This is a genomic window from Aeromonas allosaccharophila (genome assembly GCF_016026615.1).
Lineage (GTDB): Bacteria > Pseudomonadota > Gammaproteobacteria > Enterobacterales > Aeromonadaceae > Aeromonas > Aeromonas allosaccharophila.
In genome coordinates, this window is the sequence record NZ_CP065745.1 from 3,967,501 (window position 1) to 3,984,779 (window position 17,279).

Below are 17,279 nucleotides of genomic sequence, written 5' to 3' on the forward strand. Positions count from 1 at the left end.
TGCGGTGTACCCGCGGCTAGACGGAAAGACCCCGTGAACCTTTACTACAGCTTGGCACTGAACATTGAACCTACATGTGTAGGATAGGTGGGAGGCTTTGAAGGCGTGACGCCAGTTGCGCTGGAGCCGTCCTTGAAATACCACCCTTGTATGTTTGATGTTCTAACGCAGGGCCCTGAATCGGGCTCGCGGACAGTGCCTGGTGGGTAGTTTGACTGGGGCGGTCTCCTCCCAAAGAGTAACGGAGGAGCACGAAGGTTGGCTAATCCTGGTCGGACATCAGGAGGTTAGTGCAATGGCATAAGCCAGCTTAACTGCGAGACGGACAGGTCGAGCAGGTACGAAAGTAGGTCATAGTGATCCGGTGGTTCTGAATGGAAGGGCCATCGCTCAACGGATAAAAGGTACTCCGGGGATAACAGGCTGATACCGCCCAAGAGTTCATATCGACGGCGGTGTTTGGCACCTCGATGTCGGCTCATCACATCCTGGGGCTGAAGTCGGTCCCAAGGGTATGGCTGTTCGCCATTTAAAGTGGTACGCGAGCTGGGTTCAGAACGTCGTGAGACAGTTCGGTCCCTATCTGCCGTGGGCGTTGGATGATTGAAGGGAGTTGCTCCTAGTACGAGAGGACCGGAGTGAACGAACCTCTGGTGTTCGGGTTGTCACGCCAGTGGCACTGCCCGGTAGCTAAGTTCGGAATCGATAACCGCTGAAAGCATCTAAGCGGGAAGCGAGCCCTGAGATGAGTCATCCCTGACCCCTTGAGGGTCCTAAAGGGCCGTTGGAGACCACAACGTTGATAGGTGGGGTGTGTAAGCGCGGCGACGTGTTGAGCTAACCCATACTAATTACCCGTGAGGCTTAACCATACAACACCCAAGAAGTGTTCTGGGCCTTGTAGCGAATGAACGAACTACTTAAAAAATTCAGTGATAGCGACAAGCATCAAGCAACATCGTTATTCACGTCAGCTTTCCAAGATTGAAGAATTTGCCTGGCGGCCATAGCGCCGTGGAACCACCTGATCCCATGCCGAACTCAGAAGTGAAACGCGGTAGCGCCGATGGTAGTGTGGCATTCGCCATGCGAGAGTAGGACACTGCCAGGCACCCAATACAAGAAACCCCGCTCGATGAGCGGGGTTTTTTATTGCCTGATATTCAGAAAGTCGTCTGATAATTAAACTGTTTTACCCCTTATCCTCTGAAATTCTTGTCGCTCGCCGTTGTTTTCTGGTTCCACATCTCCCTTCACTGAACCGTTGTCGCGCTGTATGGCGGCTCTGGCGTAGTCATGACCCACGAATCCTATGCTCGCCTGTACGCCACGAGATCTTTCCTGGGTATCTGCGTCCTGTGTTAGCTGAAGTCTTTCTTTTTGAGCCCTCTGCTTGCCCATGACTGTGTTAGTCGCCCGCTGACGTTATGCCAGAGAGTGTGTTGGCTGCTCTAACATTGGTTGCTGTGTTATGTCGTTGTGGTTTGGGGTAATAAGGAAATGGGTAGGGATGTGTGCAGGAGCGCAGAGGTTCGAGGTTGATTGGTGATTTTCTGGTGGTTATTGAGCCTGCAGGCGAGAAGATTAGGAGGGTGTTGAAGAAGACTAATGTGTTGAAATCTATGAAAAATGGCAAATCGTAGGCAAACAAAAAGCCCACGCAACATGGTTGCATGGGCTCGGTATGAATGGCGGAGGAGGTGGGATTTGAACCCACGGATGGTCGCCCATCGCCGGTTTTCAAGACCGGTGCATTCAGCCGCTCTGCCACCCCTCCGCAGCAGTGCGGCGAATATTACCATGCTGATCCGGCTTGTAAATCCCTGCCCGGTTCGATTGCTGGTTAATTGCGCGAAATGACATGAAAAAGTGGCAATCAGGGCGCATCAAGCGCTTTTTTGGCCAGATAACTTGACTTGAAAACAGACTCAACCACTATAGTGCCCTCTATCATATCCTCTGCAAGATAACGTTATGACTATTAAAAATGCCCTGTTTTGCGCGCTGGCTGGTGTGACCCTGTTGGCGACGCCGGTACATGCGAGCGAGCTGACCAAAAGCGATGTTGAGCAAATCGTTCGCGACTATCTGGTCAAGAATCCCGAGATCCTGGTCGAGATGTCCAATGCCCTGCGTGCCAAGCAGGAGAGTCAGCAGGCCGAGAGTGACAAGTCGCTGATCAAGGCTCACTCCAAGCAGCTTTATGCCAATCAGGATCCAGAAATGGGAAATCCGAAGGCATCGCTGACCATTGTGGAGTTTTTCGATTACAACTGCGGTTACTGCAAACGGGCCCATCCGCTGGTCAAGCAGTTGATGGCGGAAGATAAAGACATCCGTTACATCTACAAGCAGTTCCCCATTCTGAGCGAATCCTCCTACTTCGCTGCCCGTGCTGCGCTGGCGGTTCAACTGGGCCAACCTGACAAGTATCAGGCGTTCCACGAAAAGCTCTATACCCATCAGGGCCCGCTCTCTGATGAGGCTCAGGTCAAGCAGCTGGCGCTGGCGGCCGGTGTTGACTGGAGCAAGGTGGAAGCCAAGATCAAGGATGGCAGCATTGACCAGAACCTCGGCACCAACCGAGCGCTGGCTGAAGCGCTCGGTATCTCAGGTACCCCCGCCTTCATCATCGGTGATCAGATCCTGCGCGGTGCGCCCCGCGATCTGGCCAGCCTGAAGGGGTTTATCAAGGACGTGCGTGCCGGCAAGAGTATTCAATAAGCGCGTGTAATGGTCGGGGGTTTTGTACTTCGGCCAGATACAGAAAGAGGGTCGGTATCACTACCGGCCCTCTCTTTCATTATGTCCTTTGGCACAGGTGGTCGTCGCGAAAGGACCATAACAACGTGCTCAGGACCCGGCCTGTTGGCCTCAGTAACAAGTATTAGCAGAGTCGTTCGACTTCCATCTGGAAAAGTTTCAACTCCTCTTGGCTGGCTGCGAAGCTTGCTTAATTACAGCCAAGACTTTTTCTGCGCCCTGCCTTAGAATCGCCGCCCGGTGCAGGAGAAACCCATATGTTAGTTGATATTTTGCGGATTATTTTTATAGCCGGTGGCTTGGCATTTGTCTTTATGCTGGTGCAGGCCTGCTGGCAGAAGAGGTGCAACGGCACGCTCGAATCTACTCCCTTCTGGCCGGTGGCGTTGATCGGTGGGGTTGCCAACTTCCTCGATACCCTGGGGGTGGGCAGCTTTGCGGTAAAGACCGCCTGCTACAAGCAGTTCAAGCTGATCGACGATCGCCTGCTGCCGGGCACCCTCAATGGGCAGTGCGTGCTGCCGACCGTGACCCAGTCGCTGATCTTCATCGGGGCGGTGGCGGTCGAGCCAATGACGCTGATCAGCATGATGATTGCCGCCGCAGCGGGCGCAGCCTGGGGCGCTCGTCATGTGGCCTCGTTTGATCGGCAGACCATCCGGCTGGTGATGGCCATCTCCCTGCTGGTCGTCGCCGGGTTGATCTTTGCCGGTCTGCTGGGTCTTTTCCCCGTTGGTGGGGATGCGATGGGGCTCGGTGGCTACAAGCTGGCGATCGCCCTGCTTGGCAACTTTATCTTCGGGGTGCTGATGAATGTCGGTATCGGCCTGTTTGCACCCTGCATGACGCTGGTCTATCTGCTGGGGATGAATCCGCTGGCGGCATTCCCCATCATGATGGGCTCCACCGCCGTGCTTAGCGTCTTCTCTGCAGGCACCTTTATCCGCAAAGGGGCGTTCGATGCCAAAGCGGTGCTGGCGGTGGCCATCTTCGGCCCCATCGGTGTGGTGCTGGCCGCCATGCTGGTCAAGTCCATGGATATGGAGATGCTGAAGTGGTTGGTTGCCTTTATCGTCATCTATACCTCCTGGACCATGTACGCCTCCTGGCGGGCGGCGCGTCGCTCCCCTGTGCAACTGGCGGTGGAGAGCGCAGGCTAGCCTGTACCAGTGCCGCTTCGGCCTTGGCCCCCAGAAAGACATAGAGGCCGAGCGCCAGCAGCAAACCCACCGCACACCCCATCACTCCGACCGCAGGCCAGAGCAGCTCGCTCTGGCCAAGCGACCCTTTGAACAGCAGCAACAGCCCCTCGATGGAGACCGCGATCAGAATGGCAGCGATAAAGCGGGTGATGGTGCGACGAATGGCGCTGTGGCGGAAGATATCCTTATGCAGCAGCACCTCCTCTTCCAGAATGGTCTTGCCCAGATCGAACACCGCCAGTGCCAGCGTCAGGAAGATGATGGCGCTAAAGGCGCCGAGCCGGTTCTGCTGCTCGCTGCACAACAGCTGGTAGAGCTGCTCCAGCCCGTGCCAGATCAGGGTGGCGACGATGAGAAACAGCGCCATGCTGAGCACCACATAGACCGCCTTGAACCAGGGCATGGCGCGGCGGCGTTCCCTGTCCCCCATCAACCAGCCAATCAGCTGATTCAGACAGACGGTGATCTCCCGTCCCTGCCCCTGCACGATGAGGTGCAGCCGGTTATGGGCCGCCGGTGCCGCAGGCTGGATGCACATCGGCCCCTGATAGTGGTCAATGCTGATGACAAAGGGATACCGCTTGAGCGAGGCAAGGGGGGCGCTGAGCAGCCCCTGCAGTAGCGGGGTCAACTCCTCCTGATACTCCTGATAGCGCCGCAGCACATCGATGGGGCTCATCTCTGCCATATGGACCTCGGTGACGTGGGCTCTGTTGCGGATGTGCAAATAGTGGGCCTGCTTTATGACAGGGATGGCGGGGCAGGTTGCACCAGAGGATGACAAAGCGACGGATGACGAGGGGGGAATGCACCAGAACTGGGCGTATTGCCGCCCTGCGTGATGATGGAGGCACTTCGATAGAAAAGGGCCCATGACGGGCCCTTTGCGACAACCGGCGGCGATTTAGCCTGCAAGCTTGGCGAAGCTGCGCTCGGCGGCAGCCAGGGTGTGTTCAATCTCCTTGTCGCCATGAGCCAGCGACAGGAAGCCCGCCTCGTAGGCGCTCGGTGCCAGATAGACCCCCTCTTCCAGCATCAGGTGGTAGAAGCGCTTGAAGCGTTCCATGTCGCAGCGAGTGACCTGCTCGTAGCGGGTAATTTCTGGTTCGTCGGTGAAGAAGAAGCCGAACATGCCGCCCACATAGTTGATTGCGAGCGGAATGCCATGCTTGGCGGCGGCCGCTTTCAGCCCTTCTGCAACCCGTGCAGTCTTGGCGCTCAGTTGCTCATAGAGGCCCGGCTCCAGCAGCAAGTCCAGCATGGTCAGACCGGCAGCCATGGCCACCGGGTTGCCGGAGAGAGTGCCGGCCTGATAGACGGGGCCGGTCGGGGCAATGTATTGCATCACCTTCTTCTTGCCGCCGAAGGCGCCGACCGGCATGCCGGCACCGATGATCTTGCCAAGGGTGGTGAGATCCGGGTCGATGTTGTAGTGGCCCTGAGCGCCGCGCAGGGAGACACGGAAGCCGGTCATCACCTCGTCCAGGATCAGCAGGGCGCCGAACTCGTCACAGATGGCGCGCAGCCCTTCCAAGAAGCCCGGCACCGGTGGGATGCAGTTCATGTTGCCTGCGACCGGTTCGACGATGATACAGGCGATCTCGCTGCTGTACTGGGTGAAGGCTTCGCGCACCGACTCCAAGTCGTTGAAGACGCAGGTCAGGGTGTGTTTGGCGAAATCAGCCGGAACGCCCGGGCTGTTAGGTTGACCCAGGGTCAGGGCGCCGGAACCGGCCTTGACCAGCAGAGAGTCGGCGTGGCCGTGGTAGCAGCCCTCGAATTTGACGATCTTGTCGCGGCCGGTGTAGCCACGGGCCAGACGAATGGCGCTCATGGTGGCTTCGGTGCCGGAGTTGACCATCCGCACCTGCTCCATGGAGGGGACGATCTGGCGTACTTTCTCGGCCATCAGCACTTCGATCTCGGTCGGCGCACCGTAGCTCAGCCCCTTCTCCACCGCCTTGATGACGGCGGCTTTGATGGCCGGGTGGTTGTGACCCAGCAGCATGGGGCCCCAGGAGCCGATGTAATCCACGTAGGCCTGACCATCCACATCATAGAGATAGGCGCCATCGGCGTGATCGATGAAGCGGGGCGTGCCGCCGACCCCATTGAAGGCGCGGACCGGTGAGTTGACGCCACCCGGAATGGTCTGGCGGGCCTGTTCAAACAGCTGATCTGATTTTGACATGGATCATCCTTAATGGGATTTTGGGCGTCACACAAGGGATTGCAGCCGATTGAGACTCGGCAGGCCGGGGCATGAGGAGTATGCTTTGCGCTCTCGCCACCCGGACTCTCGGTCTGCTCCCGTGACAAAAATTTAACGGGCCGACTATAGCAGAAAGCCCCAGCCCTTGGCAGCCGAGCAACGTGCCGGGTGATCCTGATCTCAGCTAGCTGACGATATGGTTTTTCCAGGTTGGTGTAACAAGATGGCGCAACAAGCTCTCTCCTCTGAACCCGAAACCGCTTCGCGGGGGCCGCTTTCCCGCATTATCCGGCAAGACAAGATGCCCTTGTTGGTACTGCTGCTGGCGGCGCTGGTCGGTACCCTGGCCGGATTGGTGTGCGGTCTGTTCGAATCGGGTGTCCACTGGCTGGCAGAACAACGCATCGCCTTGCTGGCCGACCGTCCCTGGTGGCAGCTCGGTCTGCTTGGCTTTGGCTTCAGCGCCTTGCTGGGATTTGTCGGCTACTTCCTCACTCATACCTTTGCCCCCGAGGCAGGCGGTTCCGGCATTCCCGAGATCGAGGGGGCGATGGACGATCTGCGCCCGGTACGGTGGTGGCGAGTGTTGCCGGTCAAGTTCTTCGGTGGCATTTGCACCCTGAGCTCCGGTATGGTGCTGGGGCGGGAGGGGCCCTCGGTACAGATCGGCGGCAACCTCGGCAAGATGGTGGCGGATATCTTCCGGTTGCCCAAGGAGCATGGCCACGCCCTGTTGGCTGCCGGTGCGGCGGGCGGTCTGGCGGCCGCCTTCAATGCGCCGCTGGCGGGCATTCTGTTTGTTATGGAGGAGATGCGACCGCAATTCCGCTACTCCTTTCTGGCCATCAAGGCGGTGGGGATCTCCGTCATCATGGCGACCCTGATGTTGCAGAACATGAAAGGGCAGGGGGCGGTGATCTCTCTGCCCCACTTCGATGCGCCCGCCCTCAAGGCACTCTGGCTGTTCCTCTTTATGGGGGCCACCTTCGGGGTGCTGGGTTTTGTTTTCAACAAGCTGGTGCTGGCCTGTCAGGATGGCTATCTGGCGCTGCATCAGAACAAGCGCCACCGTTTCGTGGCCATCGGCATGCTGGTCGCCGGGACCTTTGGTGTGCTGTCGCTGTTCGCCCCCTCGGTGACAGGCGGCGGCACCGAGCTTATTCCACATCTGATGGGGGATGAGTATGCGATGGCGACCCTGTTTCTCATCTTCTCGGTGCGGCTGGTCGCGACCCTTATCTGCTTCTGCTCCGGTGCGCCGGGCGGGGTGTTTGCGCCGACCCTGGCGTTGGGCACCCTGTTTGGCGTGGTGTTCGGCCATCTGTTTCATGCGGCGTTTCCCGAGCTGGGCATCGAGCCCGGCGCCTTTGCCATCGCAGGGATGGGAGCGCTGTTTGCCGCCACCGTGCGAGCCCCTATCACCGGCATCGTGCTGGTCACCGAGATGACTGACAACTATCAGCTGATCCTGCCGATGATGATCACCACGGTCGGGGCGACCCTGGTTGCCCAGTGGCTGGGTGGCCGACCCATCTATTCCCAGATCCTTGAGCGAACTTTAAGGCTCGCCGCGCGTCAAAAGCGGGGTGATGGCAGCGCCACGGCCAGTTAATTTTTCCCTTTATCGCGTTTGACCCCGGTCCGGGCGGTATAGTGAAGGGAGAGGCGCTGCCGTAAATGGCGTGATAACGGGATGAGGGGCTATGTCCAATCTATTGAAGTTATTGGTCGTGTTAGCCGTTGGCGGGCTCATCGGTTACTTTGTCGGTAACCGTCAGGAGCTGGCCCAGAGCAGTCTGTTGGTGGTGCAGCAGGAGACGCTGGATCGCCAAGGCAAGGCCATCGGCCAGCTCAAGACCGAGCTGGGAGTGAAAGATACCCGGCTGGCGACCCAGAAAGCGGCATTCGAGCAGTTGCAGACCACCCTGAAGAGTCAGGAGGCGCAGGTGCAGGAGCTCAAGCGCCAGCTGGCCTTTTTCGAGCGGATCATGCGCCCTACCGGCGAACAGGTGGGGGTAGTGATCGACAACCTGACCCTGCAGGAGACCAGCATTCCCGGTCGCTATCACTACCGTCTCGCCCTGACCCAGCCCGCCAAGAAGCGGGAGCTGTTTCGTGGTCAGGTGCAGATCCGGGTCGAGGGGAGTCTGGCCGACAAGCCGAAGACACTGACCGGTCGCGATCTCGGGATGAAGGTGAGCGAGTGGCGCTATGCCCTGCGTTATTTCCAGCTGCTGGAAGGGAACTGGCAGTTGCCGGAAGGCTTTGTGCCGGATCGGATCCGTGTCACCATCAACAAGGACGGCAGGCAACCGGTACAAGAGCTGCTGGTTGAGTGGGGCGAGGTGATCAAGCCGCTGGTCGCCGCGCCGCCTGCTCCGGTTCCCGCTGCCGGTTAAACGTGGTGAATACTTGAACTGAATGGTCGGGTATTGGATAATTTCGCGGTTTCCATGTTTGTGGATCTAATGGTTGTGAGGTCAGTAATGAGTGCAGTAGCAGAAGCCCCGCTGCCCATCCAGATGACGGATGCGGCGGCCAACAAGGTGAAGAACCTGATCACCGAGGAAGAGAATCCCGAGCTGAAGCTGCGGGTGTACATCACGGGTGGGGGCTGCTCCGGTTTCCAGTATGGCTTTACCTTTGATGAGAAGATCAACGACGGGGACACCGTGGTCGAGAAGAACGGCGTCACCATGGTGATCGATCCCATGAGCCTGCAATATCTGGTAGGCGGCAGTGTGGATTACACCGAGGGTCTGGAAGGTTCACGCTTCACCGTGACCAACCCCAACGCCACCACGACCTGTGGTTGTGGCTCCAGCTTCTCCATCTGATCGGCGTTATCGGTCTGATGAAACGGCTCTCGGCGACGAGGGCTGTTTTTGTTTGTGGTGATCAGTGAACGTCATCAAACAGCATTCCCTTAAGACAACAAAGGCGCCTCGATGGCGCCTTTGTTGTTTGCAGGATGGCTTAGCGGGAGCTTGCCGCCGCGACCAGCGGGATCCGGTTCACTGCCTTGCCCATGTAGGCGAGGGTGATGGTCACAATGATGCAGGTGAAGCTCAGCCACATATAGGGCAGGTAGTCGAGGGTCGCAACCCCCAGTACCCCGGCCATGAAGATGCCGTTGTCGCTCCAGGGCACCATGCCGCAGGTGAGGGTGCCGCCAAACTCGGCGTTGCGAGAGAGGTTCTTGCGTGCCAGTCCCAGCCGATCGTAGTTTTTGGCCATGATCTTGGGGGTCAGGATCAGCGACACATACATGGCCGAGCCAAACACGTTGGCCAGAAACGCGGTGGCTATGGTGTGGCTGGTCAGGCTGCCGATGCTGTTGATGCGCTTCTCGAAGGCGCTGGCGATCACTTCCAGAATACCGACCTTCTCCAGCAGGCCGCCAAACCCGAGGCCGAAGATGATGACCGCGACCGAGCCCAGCATGGACTCCATGCCGCCGCGGCCGAGAATGTTGTCGATAAAGTCGATGCCGGAGGTGATGGCAAACGGACTATAAGCCGAGTGCATCGCCTTGACCGGATCCATGCCCTGGAAGGCGATGGCCCAGATCAGGCCCAACAGGGCGCCGAAGCTGATCACCGGGAAGGCGGGCTTGCGATTGGCCAACAAGCCCAACACCAGTACCACCGGCACTATGGCCAGCGGGGTGATGTTGAACTGGTTGTCGAGAGCCTCCATCACCAGATTGACCTGCTCCAGGCTGACATTACCCGAATACTGCATGCCCACCACGGTGAACAGCACGGCGGTGATGACATAGGAGAGCAGGCTGATAGGCAGCATCCCCTTGATATGCTCCACCACGTCGACGTTGGACATGGTCGAGGCCAGCACCACTGAGTCGGAGAGCGGGGAGAGCTTGTCACCGAAGTAGACGCCGGAGAGCACGGCACCGGCTACCAGCGGCGCAGGCACGCCGAGGCTGTGGCCGATCCCCATCATGGCGATACCGGCGGTGGCGGCAGAGCCCCAGGAGGTGCCGGTAGCCAGCGAGGTCAGGGAGCAGATGATCAGGGTTGCCAGCAGGAAGATGGACGGATGGATCACCTTGAGGCCGAAGTAGATGATGCTGGGGACAATGCCGCCGGCAATCCAGGTGCCGACCAGGGCACCGACGGAGACCAGGATCAGGATGGCCCCCATCCCCTTGGCGACACCGTCAACGGCCGCCTGCTCCAGGGATTTGTAATCGTGGCCGAGCTTGATGCCGAGCCCCATGATAACGAACCAGGCGATGAACAGCGCCAGCTGGATCGGCAGATCGAGCACGCTGGTGAACGAGAATGCCAGGGCCAGGAAAATGGCCAGACAGATGAACACCTGCGCCATGCCCGGTAGTCGGATGTGGTTTTGTTGGTTTTGCATAGATACTTCCTAAACTCTTGCTCGCCAAGGTCAGTCCCTCTCGTCCTGTGGATACACGTATCCCGAGGGGCCAACCCAAAAAGAGGCCGCAATCTACCACAAACCTGATGGGTTAAAGCCCCATCAAATTGGTAAAAATGCACATTTGATTGAAAAAATCACAAATTAGTTGATCTCATAACCCGTTTTTGAGCGCCCTGTTGACATAAATGGCCACATACGAAGCCTGCTCACGACGCGACTTGCATCCTCGATATATGAAGATGATAATTATTATCAATTGTTGGTCGGGGAGAAAACAATGCGCTGGATATTGCGGGGGATGATGTTGCTGGTGGCGGTGGCCGTACTCGCATGGGGTCAGGATAAAGAGTACTGCACCTGGAGTGCCGGTTTTCTGCTGGCTGCCTGGGTGATGCTGGAGCCCGGATTGCGGCCTGCCTTGATCTTGCTGCCAGTCGCTGGCTTGACCGGTATCGCCACCCTGCTCTGGCAGCAGCCTTGGTTATGAGGTTTTGGCGGGAGCCTGCTCGATCTTCTGTAGCGCTTGCTTAAGGGAGGTGACGACCAGCTTTTCCATTTCGGTGCGCTTGGCATCGGTCAGGAAGTAGATCATGTCGACATCGTGGCGAATATAGTGGGAAGGGAGCTGGTTGAGAGTCAGGCAGCAGAGATCGGCCATCTGGTCGCCGGTGAGCTTCTGTTGCAGATCCTGCTTCTCAATCTCCTTGAGCACCAGATGTTCGTAAAAGTTGTGAATGTCGGTATCCAGTATCATATGCGTTCCTTGGCATGACGATGAGCGGGGAGTCGTCAAAAGCATAGCCATAACAAGGAGTAAAAACAAAAGGCCCGTCACTTTCGTGATGGGCCTTTTGCGTAATGAATGGTGCGAAGAGAGGGACTCGAACCCTCACATCCGTGGGACACTAACACCTGAAGCTAGCGCGTCTACCAATTCCGCCACCTTCGCACACTGATTTTCTCCAGCTGGTTTTTAAATGCGGTTGGAGCGCATTGCTCTGTTTTTACATGTCAGAATCATGGTGCGAAGAGAGGGACTCGAACCCTCACACCCGGGGGGCACTAACACCTGAAGCTAGCGCGTCTACCAATTCCGCCACCTTCGCACATTCGGGTTTCCAGTCTGGATTTACATGCTGTCTGGATAAAGCATGGTGCGAAGAGAGGGACTCGAACCCTCACATCCGTGGGACACTAACACCTGAAGCTAGCGCGTCTACCAATTCCGCCACCTTCGCACATTGTGTTACCAGTTTTGATTTACATGCTGTCTGGAGAAGCATGGTGCGAAGAGAGGGACTCGAACCCTCACACCCGGGGGGCACTAACACCTGAAGCTAGCGCGTCTACCAATTCCGCCACCTTCGCACATTCGGGTTTTCTAGTTGGATTTACATGCTGCTGAATCAGCATGGCAGTATTGGTGCGAAGAGAGGGACTCGAACCCTCACATCCGTGGGACACTAACACCTGAAGCTAGCGCGTCTACCAATTCCGCCACCTTCGCATCACTGCGGAGGGGGATTCTATAGAGTTTTGGGGGAGCGTCAACAGCCAAAGGGGACTTTTTTCGCTGTTGACGCCCAAAGTGGCGCCAAGGGTACAAAACTTCAGCAATTAGCCGACGTTTGGTGCTCAGTAACGGCCCAATGCGCTCTGATACATCAGCTCATACTGGGTGACCGAGTCAGGCCAGTTGAAGCGGGTCTTCATGGCATTGTGCTGCACCTTGGCAAAACGCTCCTTGTCCTGCAGGAAATAGAGCAAGCTGCGGCGCATGGTATCGAGCAGGATGGCGGCCGTTGGATCGTTGAAGCAGAAACCGGTGGCCCGCTCGGGATCGGCATCCCAATCCACCACGGTATCTTTGAGACCCCCCACGGCGCGCACCAGCGGCAGGGTGCCGTAGGCGAGGCTGTACATCTGGTTGAGGCCGCAAGGCTCGAACAGCGAGGGCATCAGGAAGAAGTCGGCACCGGCTTCGACCAGATGAGCCAGCCGATCGTCATAGGTGTTGATGAAGGCGAGCTTGTCCGGGTAATCCCGGGCCATGGTTTGCAGTTGTGTGGCGAGCGCAGGATCGCCAGAGCCGACGATCACCACTTGCACCTGATGGTGGAGGAATTTCTCCAGCGCAGGGAGCAGCAGGGGAACACCCTTCTGTTCGGTCAGGCGGCAAACCATGCCGTAGATCGGCAGATCTGCCACGGCCAGCCCCGCTTCCTGCTGCAGGCTCTGCTTGCAGATCTGTTTGCCAGCCATGTTGTCGATGCTGTAGGTCGCAGGCAGGAACTCGTCGAACTCAGGATCCCAGTCCTTGTAGTCGCAGCCGTTGAGGATGCCGCAGAGATCGGCCGCCCGCTGCTGGAAGATGCTGGCCATGCCGTGGGCGCCGAGGTGAGTCAGCAGCTCCTGGGCATAGTTGGGGCTGACCGCATTGATCTTGTCGGCGTAGAGCACCCCGCATTTGAGCAGATTGACGTGGCCGTAGTCGTAGTTGATGCGGCGTTCGTAATCGGCGATCTCGGGCATGGCCCAGAACTGCTCGCGGCCAAATACTCCCTGAAACGCCGCGTTGTGAATACTGATCACGCTGCGGGTCTGCTGGAAGAAGGGGTTCTGAGCATGGCGGGTTTTCAGCAGCAGCGGCAGCAGGCCGGTGTGCCAGTCGTTGCAGTGGACGATGTCCGGGGCGAAGCCGAGCTGCTCGCAGGCATGGAGGGCTGCCGCTGAGAAGAAGGCAAAGCGCTCGCCGTTATCCGGATAGGCCTGATTGTTCTCGGCGTAGAGCTGGGGACGATCGAAATATTGCGGGCAGTCGAGCAGATAGACGCAGACGCCATCCAGCTCCATCTGGTAAATGCGATAACCGATATCCGGCAGCCCCGGATGGGTGGGCAGCCAGCGGGACGCGACCAGTTTGGCCTCATCCCGTCGCTTTATCGTCTTGTAGAAGGGCAGCATGATCCTGACATCATGTCCCTTCTGGGCCAGGTACATCGGCAGGGCTCTGGCAACGTCTGCCAGGCCCCCGGTCTTGACCAGCCCCTCAACTTCCGAGGCAACAAACAGGATTTTCAGTGGGTTAATAGCCAACTCTTGCTCCCTTAGGTACCACCACGATACCGCCTTCGGATACGGTAAATCGCTCTCTATCGTGGTCGAGATTTTCACCGATAACGGTGCCGGGCGCAATTTCAACGTTTTTATCTATGATCGCGCGCCGGATGGAGCACCCTTCACCAATCTTCACATCCCCCAGCAGCACGGATTCACTGATGTGGCTGCAGGGGCCGATATTGCAGCGAAAACCGAGGATGGAGCGCTGGATCTGGCTGCCCTGAATGAAACAACCGGCGGAGATCAGAGAGTTGGCGATCTTCACCTTGCACTCGTCGCTGTCGATGAAGGTGGCCGGTGGCAGCGCCGGGTAGTGGGTGTGCAGCGGCCACTTGCGGTTATAGAGGGAGAAGGGGGGATTGTCGGCTACCAAATCCATGTGCGCCTGCCAGTAGGAGTCCAGAGTCCCCACATCTCGCCAGTAGACGCTCGGTCTTTCACCGGGGATGACGTTGGTGCTGTAGTCGTAGACATAAACGGGGGCGCGCGGGTAGAGGCTCGGGATCACATCCTTGCCAAAATCGTGGCTGGAGTTCTCCTCGGCGGCATCCCGCTTCAGCTCGCGGCAGAGGGCGTCGGTCTCGAAGATGTAGTTGCCCATGGAGACCAGCGCCTGGGTCGGATCGCCGGGGATGTGTTTGGGCTGCTTCGGTTTTTCCTGAAAACCGATCATCCGTCCTTCGGTATCCACCTCGATCACCCCGAAGGCGCTCGCCTCTTCGATGGGCATGCGCAGGGCGGCGACCGTCATGGCGGCATTTTTTTGCTTGTGGAAGGTGACCATCTGACTCACATCCATCTTGTAGATGTGGTCGGAGCCGAAGATGCAGACGTGATCCGGTTCGGCCCGCTCGATAAAGCCGAGGTTCTGGTAGATGGCGTCGGCGGTGCCGTCATACCAGCGTTTGCCCATCCGCATCTGGGCCGGGATGGGGTCGATGAAGCGGTCGGTGATGCCGACGATATTCCAGCCCTTCTTCATGTGCAGATAGAGGGATTGGGATTTGAATTGGGTCAGTACATAGATGCGCAGAAAGTCTGCGTTGACGAAGTTGTTGAGGACAAAGTCGATCAGCCGGTAGCTGCCACCGAAGGGGACGGAAGGCTTGCTGCGGGTGGTGGTCAGAGGCTGCAGGCGAGTACCTTCGCCACCAGCCAGGATCATGGTCAAAATGCCTGCCATCGTATTTCTCTCCCTGAATGAACCACATGAAAAGGTTTTCAACATCCGGTATAAAAACACCCCTTAAGGGGTGGTTTTTATAGTGCTCTTAGTACCTTATCAGATCCCGTATGGCGCTCTCTAGCTGTTTTATTGTGCGGCTTACACTTATTTACACTTTGCTCAGATAGACCTTGAATTTGGCATCACTGCTGATTACTTCAGTCCGTTTGAAGTGTGTCTCCAGTATAGGCTGGTAGCGCAAGAAGGCGTTGGCAACAATGGTCAGCGAGCCAGTTGGCAGCAAAAATTCCGGAGCCTTGGCCAGGAACTGCTCGGTCGCCGCATAGAAGGTTTTGAGACCCGCATGGAATGGCGGGTTGGAGACGATGTGCTGGAAACGGGTGGAGACATCGGAATAGACATCGGAAGGGGAAACCTTGCCCTCTAACCCATTGATCGCCAAGGTGCGGCGGCTCGATTCCAACGCCAGCGCACTGATATCCACCATGTTGACCCGCAGATCCGGATTGCGCTTGGCCAGCACAGACCCAATCACCCCGGCGCCGCAGCCGAAATCGAGCAGCTCGCCCTTCATCGGTGGCACCGCGGCCAGCAGCATCTGGGTGCCGAGATCCAGCTCGGCGGCGCTGAAGACGCCGGGCAGTGCCAGCACGGTCAGCTCGGTATCACCGGCCTTGCACTGGTAGCGGCCAAACCAGCTATCCAGCTCGAACGGGGCGACCGGTTTGCTCAGCTCACCGTGATAGAGAGAGCAGCGGCGGGCCGAATCGCGCTTGATCGGCTTTTCGCCATAAGGGGCCAACAGCTTGTCGGCGCCATTGATGCCGCCGCGGTTGTCACCGGCCAGAAACAGGTCGGCACCTGCCTCCAGCAAGGGAGTCATCATGGCCAGCAGATATTGCGCCTCGGCCTTGGCCTTGGGCATCAGCAGCAGCAGGGCATCGAAACGGGGGGCGCCAGCGAGCTGGTGGTCGAACAGGATGGCTTCATCGAGGGCGGCCTGCTGGCTGCGGTAGTAGCAGTAATCGGTGGTAAAGACGGTCAGGGTCTGGGCCAGGGTCGCCAGCTGGCGGGGGTAGTCATCCTCCAGCGCGCCACAGACAAGTAGCCGCTTGCCGACAAAGAGGGCTTGGTTTCGTTCCAGCATCTGGCTGACGGCACTGATAGGGCTGCTCATCGGGTCTCTCCACGCAATTTTGGGCGGCCATTATACATAGCCCCTTTCGCCTTGACATTTATGCCGTGTTCCCGAAATATGCCCAGACACCATTTTTTGACCAGAGATGACGAAATGCGGTTCAACGGGTTGAAACGAAAGCACAAAAAAAGCCTGAAATTCGGGCCTGCCGACGTTCGCGCGTAACCTCTCATCCCTGAGAAGCTTCAAACCCCGGTTGCGCACATCGTACCGGGGTTTTTTATTGCCGTATGCGCGTCATTTAGGAGAAGGAGATCCCATGTTTCAAGGTTCAATCGTTGCGTTGATCACCCCGTTTCGACAGGGAAAGCTGGATGAAGAGGCGCTGCTGCGTCTGGTGGAGTGGCATATCGAGCAGGGCACTCACGGCATTGTGCCGGTGGGCACTACGGGTGAAAGTCCGACCCTGACCCATGACGAGCACTGCCGGGTGGTGGAGCTGGTGGTCAAGCAGGTGGCGGGGCGCGTTCCTGTCATTGCCGGGGCCGGTTCCAACAACCCGGTCGAAGCCATTGAGTACACCCTCCATGCCGAGCGGGTCGGCGCCGATGCCACCCTGCATGTGGCCGGTTACTATAACCGTCCCAATCAGGAGGGGCTCTACCACCACTTCAAGGCCGTCCACGACGCTACCGCCAAGCCGATCATTGTCTACAACATTCCGCCGCGCGCCATCGTCGACGTGCAGCCCGCGACCCTGGCCCGTCTGGCCGAACTGCCGCGCATTGCCGGGGTGAAAGATGCCACTGGCGATCTGGCCCGCCCGTGGACCGAGCGCCAGCTGATCAAAAAGCCCTTCGCCTGGCTCTCCGGTGAAGATGCCACCGCCGTTGCCTACAACATCGGTGGCGGTCAGGGCTGTATCTCGGTGACCGCCAATGTGGCACCCAAGCTGGTGGCCGAGGTGCAGAACCTTACGCTGGCGGGCAAGTGGCAAGCCGCGCGTGAACTGCAAGACCAGCTCATTCCGCTCCATCAGGCGATGTTTGCCGAACCGAGCCCGGCCGGTGCGAAATATGCCGCTTCCCTGCTCGGTTTCTGTAGCGAGGAGTGCCGCTTGCCGGTGATGCCGCTGTCGGACGCAACCCGCGCGCGCATTCGCAGCGCCATGCAGCAGCTCAACCTGCTGTAATGCAAAACGGGTGAGCCAAGGCTCACCCGTTTTATTTCTGGTCTTTAGTTCCGACC

Annotated in this window: 14 protein-coding genes, 6 tRNA genes and 2 rRNA genes (1 of these 22 running past the window's edge); 9 read left to right on the plus strand and 13 right to left on the minus strand. The window is 58.1% G+C overall.

The window, feature by feature from the left end:
* Window positions 1-872 (plus strand): 23S ribosomal RNA (locus tag I6G90_RS18190); it begins 2,015 nt to the left of the window's first position.
* A 124-nt stretch (window positions 873-996) separates the two neighbouring features.
* A 5S ribosomal RNA gene (gene rrf / locus I6G90_RS18195) occupies window positions 997-1,111 on the plus strand.
* A gap of 578 nt (window positions 1,112-1,689) precedes the next feature.
* Here the strand turns inward: rrf and I6G90_RS18200 are convergent.
* A tRNA-Ser gene (locus I6G90_RS18200) sits at window positions 1,690-1,777 on the minus strand.
* Between the two features lie 197 nt (window positions 1,778-1,974).
* Between I6G90_RS18200 and I6G90_RS18205 the strand changes: the two genes are divergently transcribed.
* Window positions 1,975-2,724: a DsbA family protein gene (locus I6G90_RS18205; protein WP_111805963.1), complete on the plus strand. Its 750-nt coding sequence runs from the start codon at window positions 1,975-1,977 to the stop codon at window positions 2,722-2,724.
* A gap of 296 nt (window positions 2,725-3,020) precedes the next feature.
* Window positions 3,021-3,923: a sulfite exporter TauE/SafE family protein gene (locus tag I6G90_RS18210; protein ID WP_197928603.1), complete on the plus strand. Its 903-nt coding sequence runs from the start codon at window positions 3,021-3,023 to the stop codon at window positions 3,921-3,923.
* On the opposite strand, the gene I6G90_RS18215 is transcribed toward I6G90_RS18210, so the two are convergent.
* Together I6G90_RS18215 and hemL are read right to left on the minus strand one after the other, a co-directional pair.
* On the minus strand, window positions 3,838-4,653 hold the full coding sequence (locus tag I6G90_RS18215; RefSeq protein WP_197928605.1) for a hypothetical protein: 816 nt from the start codon (window positions 4,651-4,653) through the stop codon (window positions 3,838-3,840). The two genes, I6G90_RS18210 and I6G90_RS18215, sit on opposite strands and share 86 nt — an antisense overlap.
* A gap of 216 nt (window positions 4,654-4,869) precedes the next feature.
* Window positions 4,870-6,156 (minus strand): glutamate-1-semialdehyde 2,1-aminomutase, encoded by a 1,287-nt coding sequence (hemL, locus tag I6G90_RS18220; RefSeq protein ID WP_197928607.1) that lies wholly within the window; start codon window positions 6,154-6,156, stop codon window positions 4,870-4,872.
* Between the two features lie 244 nt (window positions 6,157-6,400).
* Here hemL and clcA point away from each other — a divergent pair, with 244 nt between their 5' ends.
* From clcA to erpA, 3 genes are all read left to right on the plus strand, one after another.
* Window positions 6,401-7,789: a H(+)/Cl(-) exchange transporter ClcA gene (gene clcA, locus I6G90_RS18225; RefSeq protein ID WP_197928609.1), complete on the plus strand. Its 1,389-nt coding sequence runs from the start codon at window positions 6,401-6,403 to the stop codon at window positions 7,787-7,789.
* Window positions 7,790-7,880: 91 nt separating this feature from the next.
* A complete protein-coding gene (locus I6G90_RS18230) occupies window positions 7,881-8,576 on the plus strand; it encodes a DUF6776 family protein (RefSeq protein WP_197928611.1) in 696 nt (231 codons plus the stop codon).
* 87 nt (window positions 8,577-8,663) lie between these two features.
* Window positions 8,664-9,014, plus strand: coding sequence for an iron-sulfur cluster insertion protein ErpA (erpA, locus tag I6G90_RS18235; protein ID WP_005340225.1), 351 nt, complete (start codon window positions 8,664-8,666; stop codon window positions 9,012-9,014).
* Window positions 9,015-9,153: 139 nt separating this feature from the next.
* Here the strand turns inward: erpA and nhaC are convergent, their stop codons facing one another.
* The gene (gene nhaC, locus I6G90_RS18240; RefSeq protein ID WP_197928613.1) at window positions 9,154-10,563 is read right to left on the minus strand and encodes a Na+/H+ antiporter NhaC; all 1,410 of its coding nucleotides are present in this window, start codon (window positions 10,561-10,563) and stop codon (window positions 9,154-9,156) included.
* 301 nt (window positions 10,564-10,864) lie between these two features.
* Here nhaC and I6G90_RS18245 point away from each other — a divergent pair, with 301 nt between their 5' ends.
* Entirely contained in the window at window positions 10,865-11,074 is a 210-nt protein-coding gene (locus I6G90_RS18245; RefSeq protein ID WP_197928615.1) for a hypothetical protein, read from the plus strand.
* Here I6G90_RS18245 and I6G90_RS18250 read toward each other — a convergent pair.
* From I6G90_RS18250 to rsmC, 9 genes are all read right to left on the minus strand, one after another.
* Window positions 11,069-11,341, minus strand: a complete 273-nt coding sequence (locus I6G90_RS18250) for a late competence development ComFB family protein (protein ID WP_058053883.1) — start codon at window positions 11,339-11,341, stop codon at window positions 11,069-11,071. The two genes, I6G90_RS18245 and I6G90_RS18250, sit on opposite strands and share 6 nt — an antisense overlap.
* Before the next feature lie 109 nt (window positions 11,342-11,450).
* Window positions 11,451-11,536: transfer RNA gene (locus tag I6G90_RS18255), tRNA-Leu, on the minus strand.
* Between the two features lie 71 nt (window positions 11,537-11,607).
* Window positions 11,608-11,693 (minus strand) — tRNA-Leu (locus I6G90_RS18260).
* A 46-nt stretch (window positions 11,694-11,739) separates the two neighbouring features.
* Window positions 11,740-11,825: transfer RNA gene (locus tag I6G90_RS18265), tRNA-Leu, on the minus strand.
* Window positions 11,826-11,869: 44 nt separating this feature from the next.
* Window positions 11,870-11,955: transfer RNA gene (locus tag I6G90_RS18270), tRNA-Leu, on the minus strand.
* A gap of 53 nt (window positions 11,956-12,008) precedes the next feature.
* Window positions 12,009-12,094 (minus strand) — tRNA-Leu (locus I6G90_RS18275).
* Window positions 12,095-12,222: 128 nt separating this feature from the next.
* A complete protein-coding gene (glgA, locus tag I6G90_RS18280) occupies window positions 12,223-13,683 on the minus strand; it encodes a glycogen synthase GlgA (RefSeq protein WP_042059551.1) in 1,461 nt (486 codons plus the stop codon).
* Window positions 13,673-14,890: a glucose-1-phosphate adenylyltransferase gene (gene glgC / locus I6G90_RS18285; RefSeq protein WP_042059554.1), complete on the minus strand. Its 1,218-nt coding sequence runs from the start codon at window positions 14,888-14,890 to the stop codon at window positions 13,673-13,675. The genes glgA and glgC overlap by 11 nt, the downstream gene beginning before the upstream one ends.
* A gap of 151 nt (window positions 14,891-15,041) precedes the next feature.
* The gene (rsmC, locus tag I6G90_RS18290) at window positions 15,042-16,070 is read right to left on the minus strand and encodes a 16S rRNA (guanine(1207)-N(2))-methyltransferase RsmC (protein WP_197928617.1); all 1,029 of its coding nucleotides are present in this window, start codon (window positions 16,068-16,070) and stop codon (window positions 15,042-15,044) included.
* 280 nt (window positions 16,071-16,350) lie between these two features.
* On the opposite strand from rsmC, the gene dapA reads away from it, so the two are divergent.
* On the plus strand, window positions 16,351-17,223 hold the full coding sequence (gene dapA, locus I6G90_RS18295) for a 4-hydroxy-tetrahydrodipicolinate synthase (RefSeq protein WP_042059559.1): 873 nt from the start codon (window positions 16,351-16,353) through the stop codon (window positions 17,221-17,223).
* Window positions 17,224-17,279 lie beyond the last annotated feature (56 nt).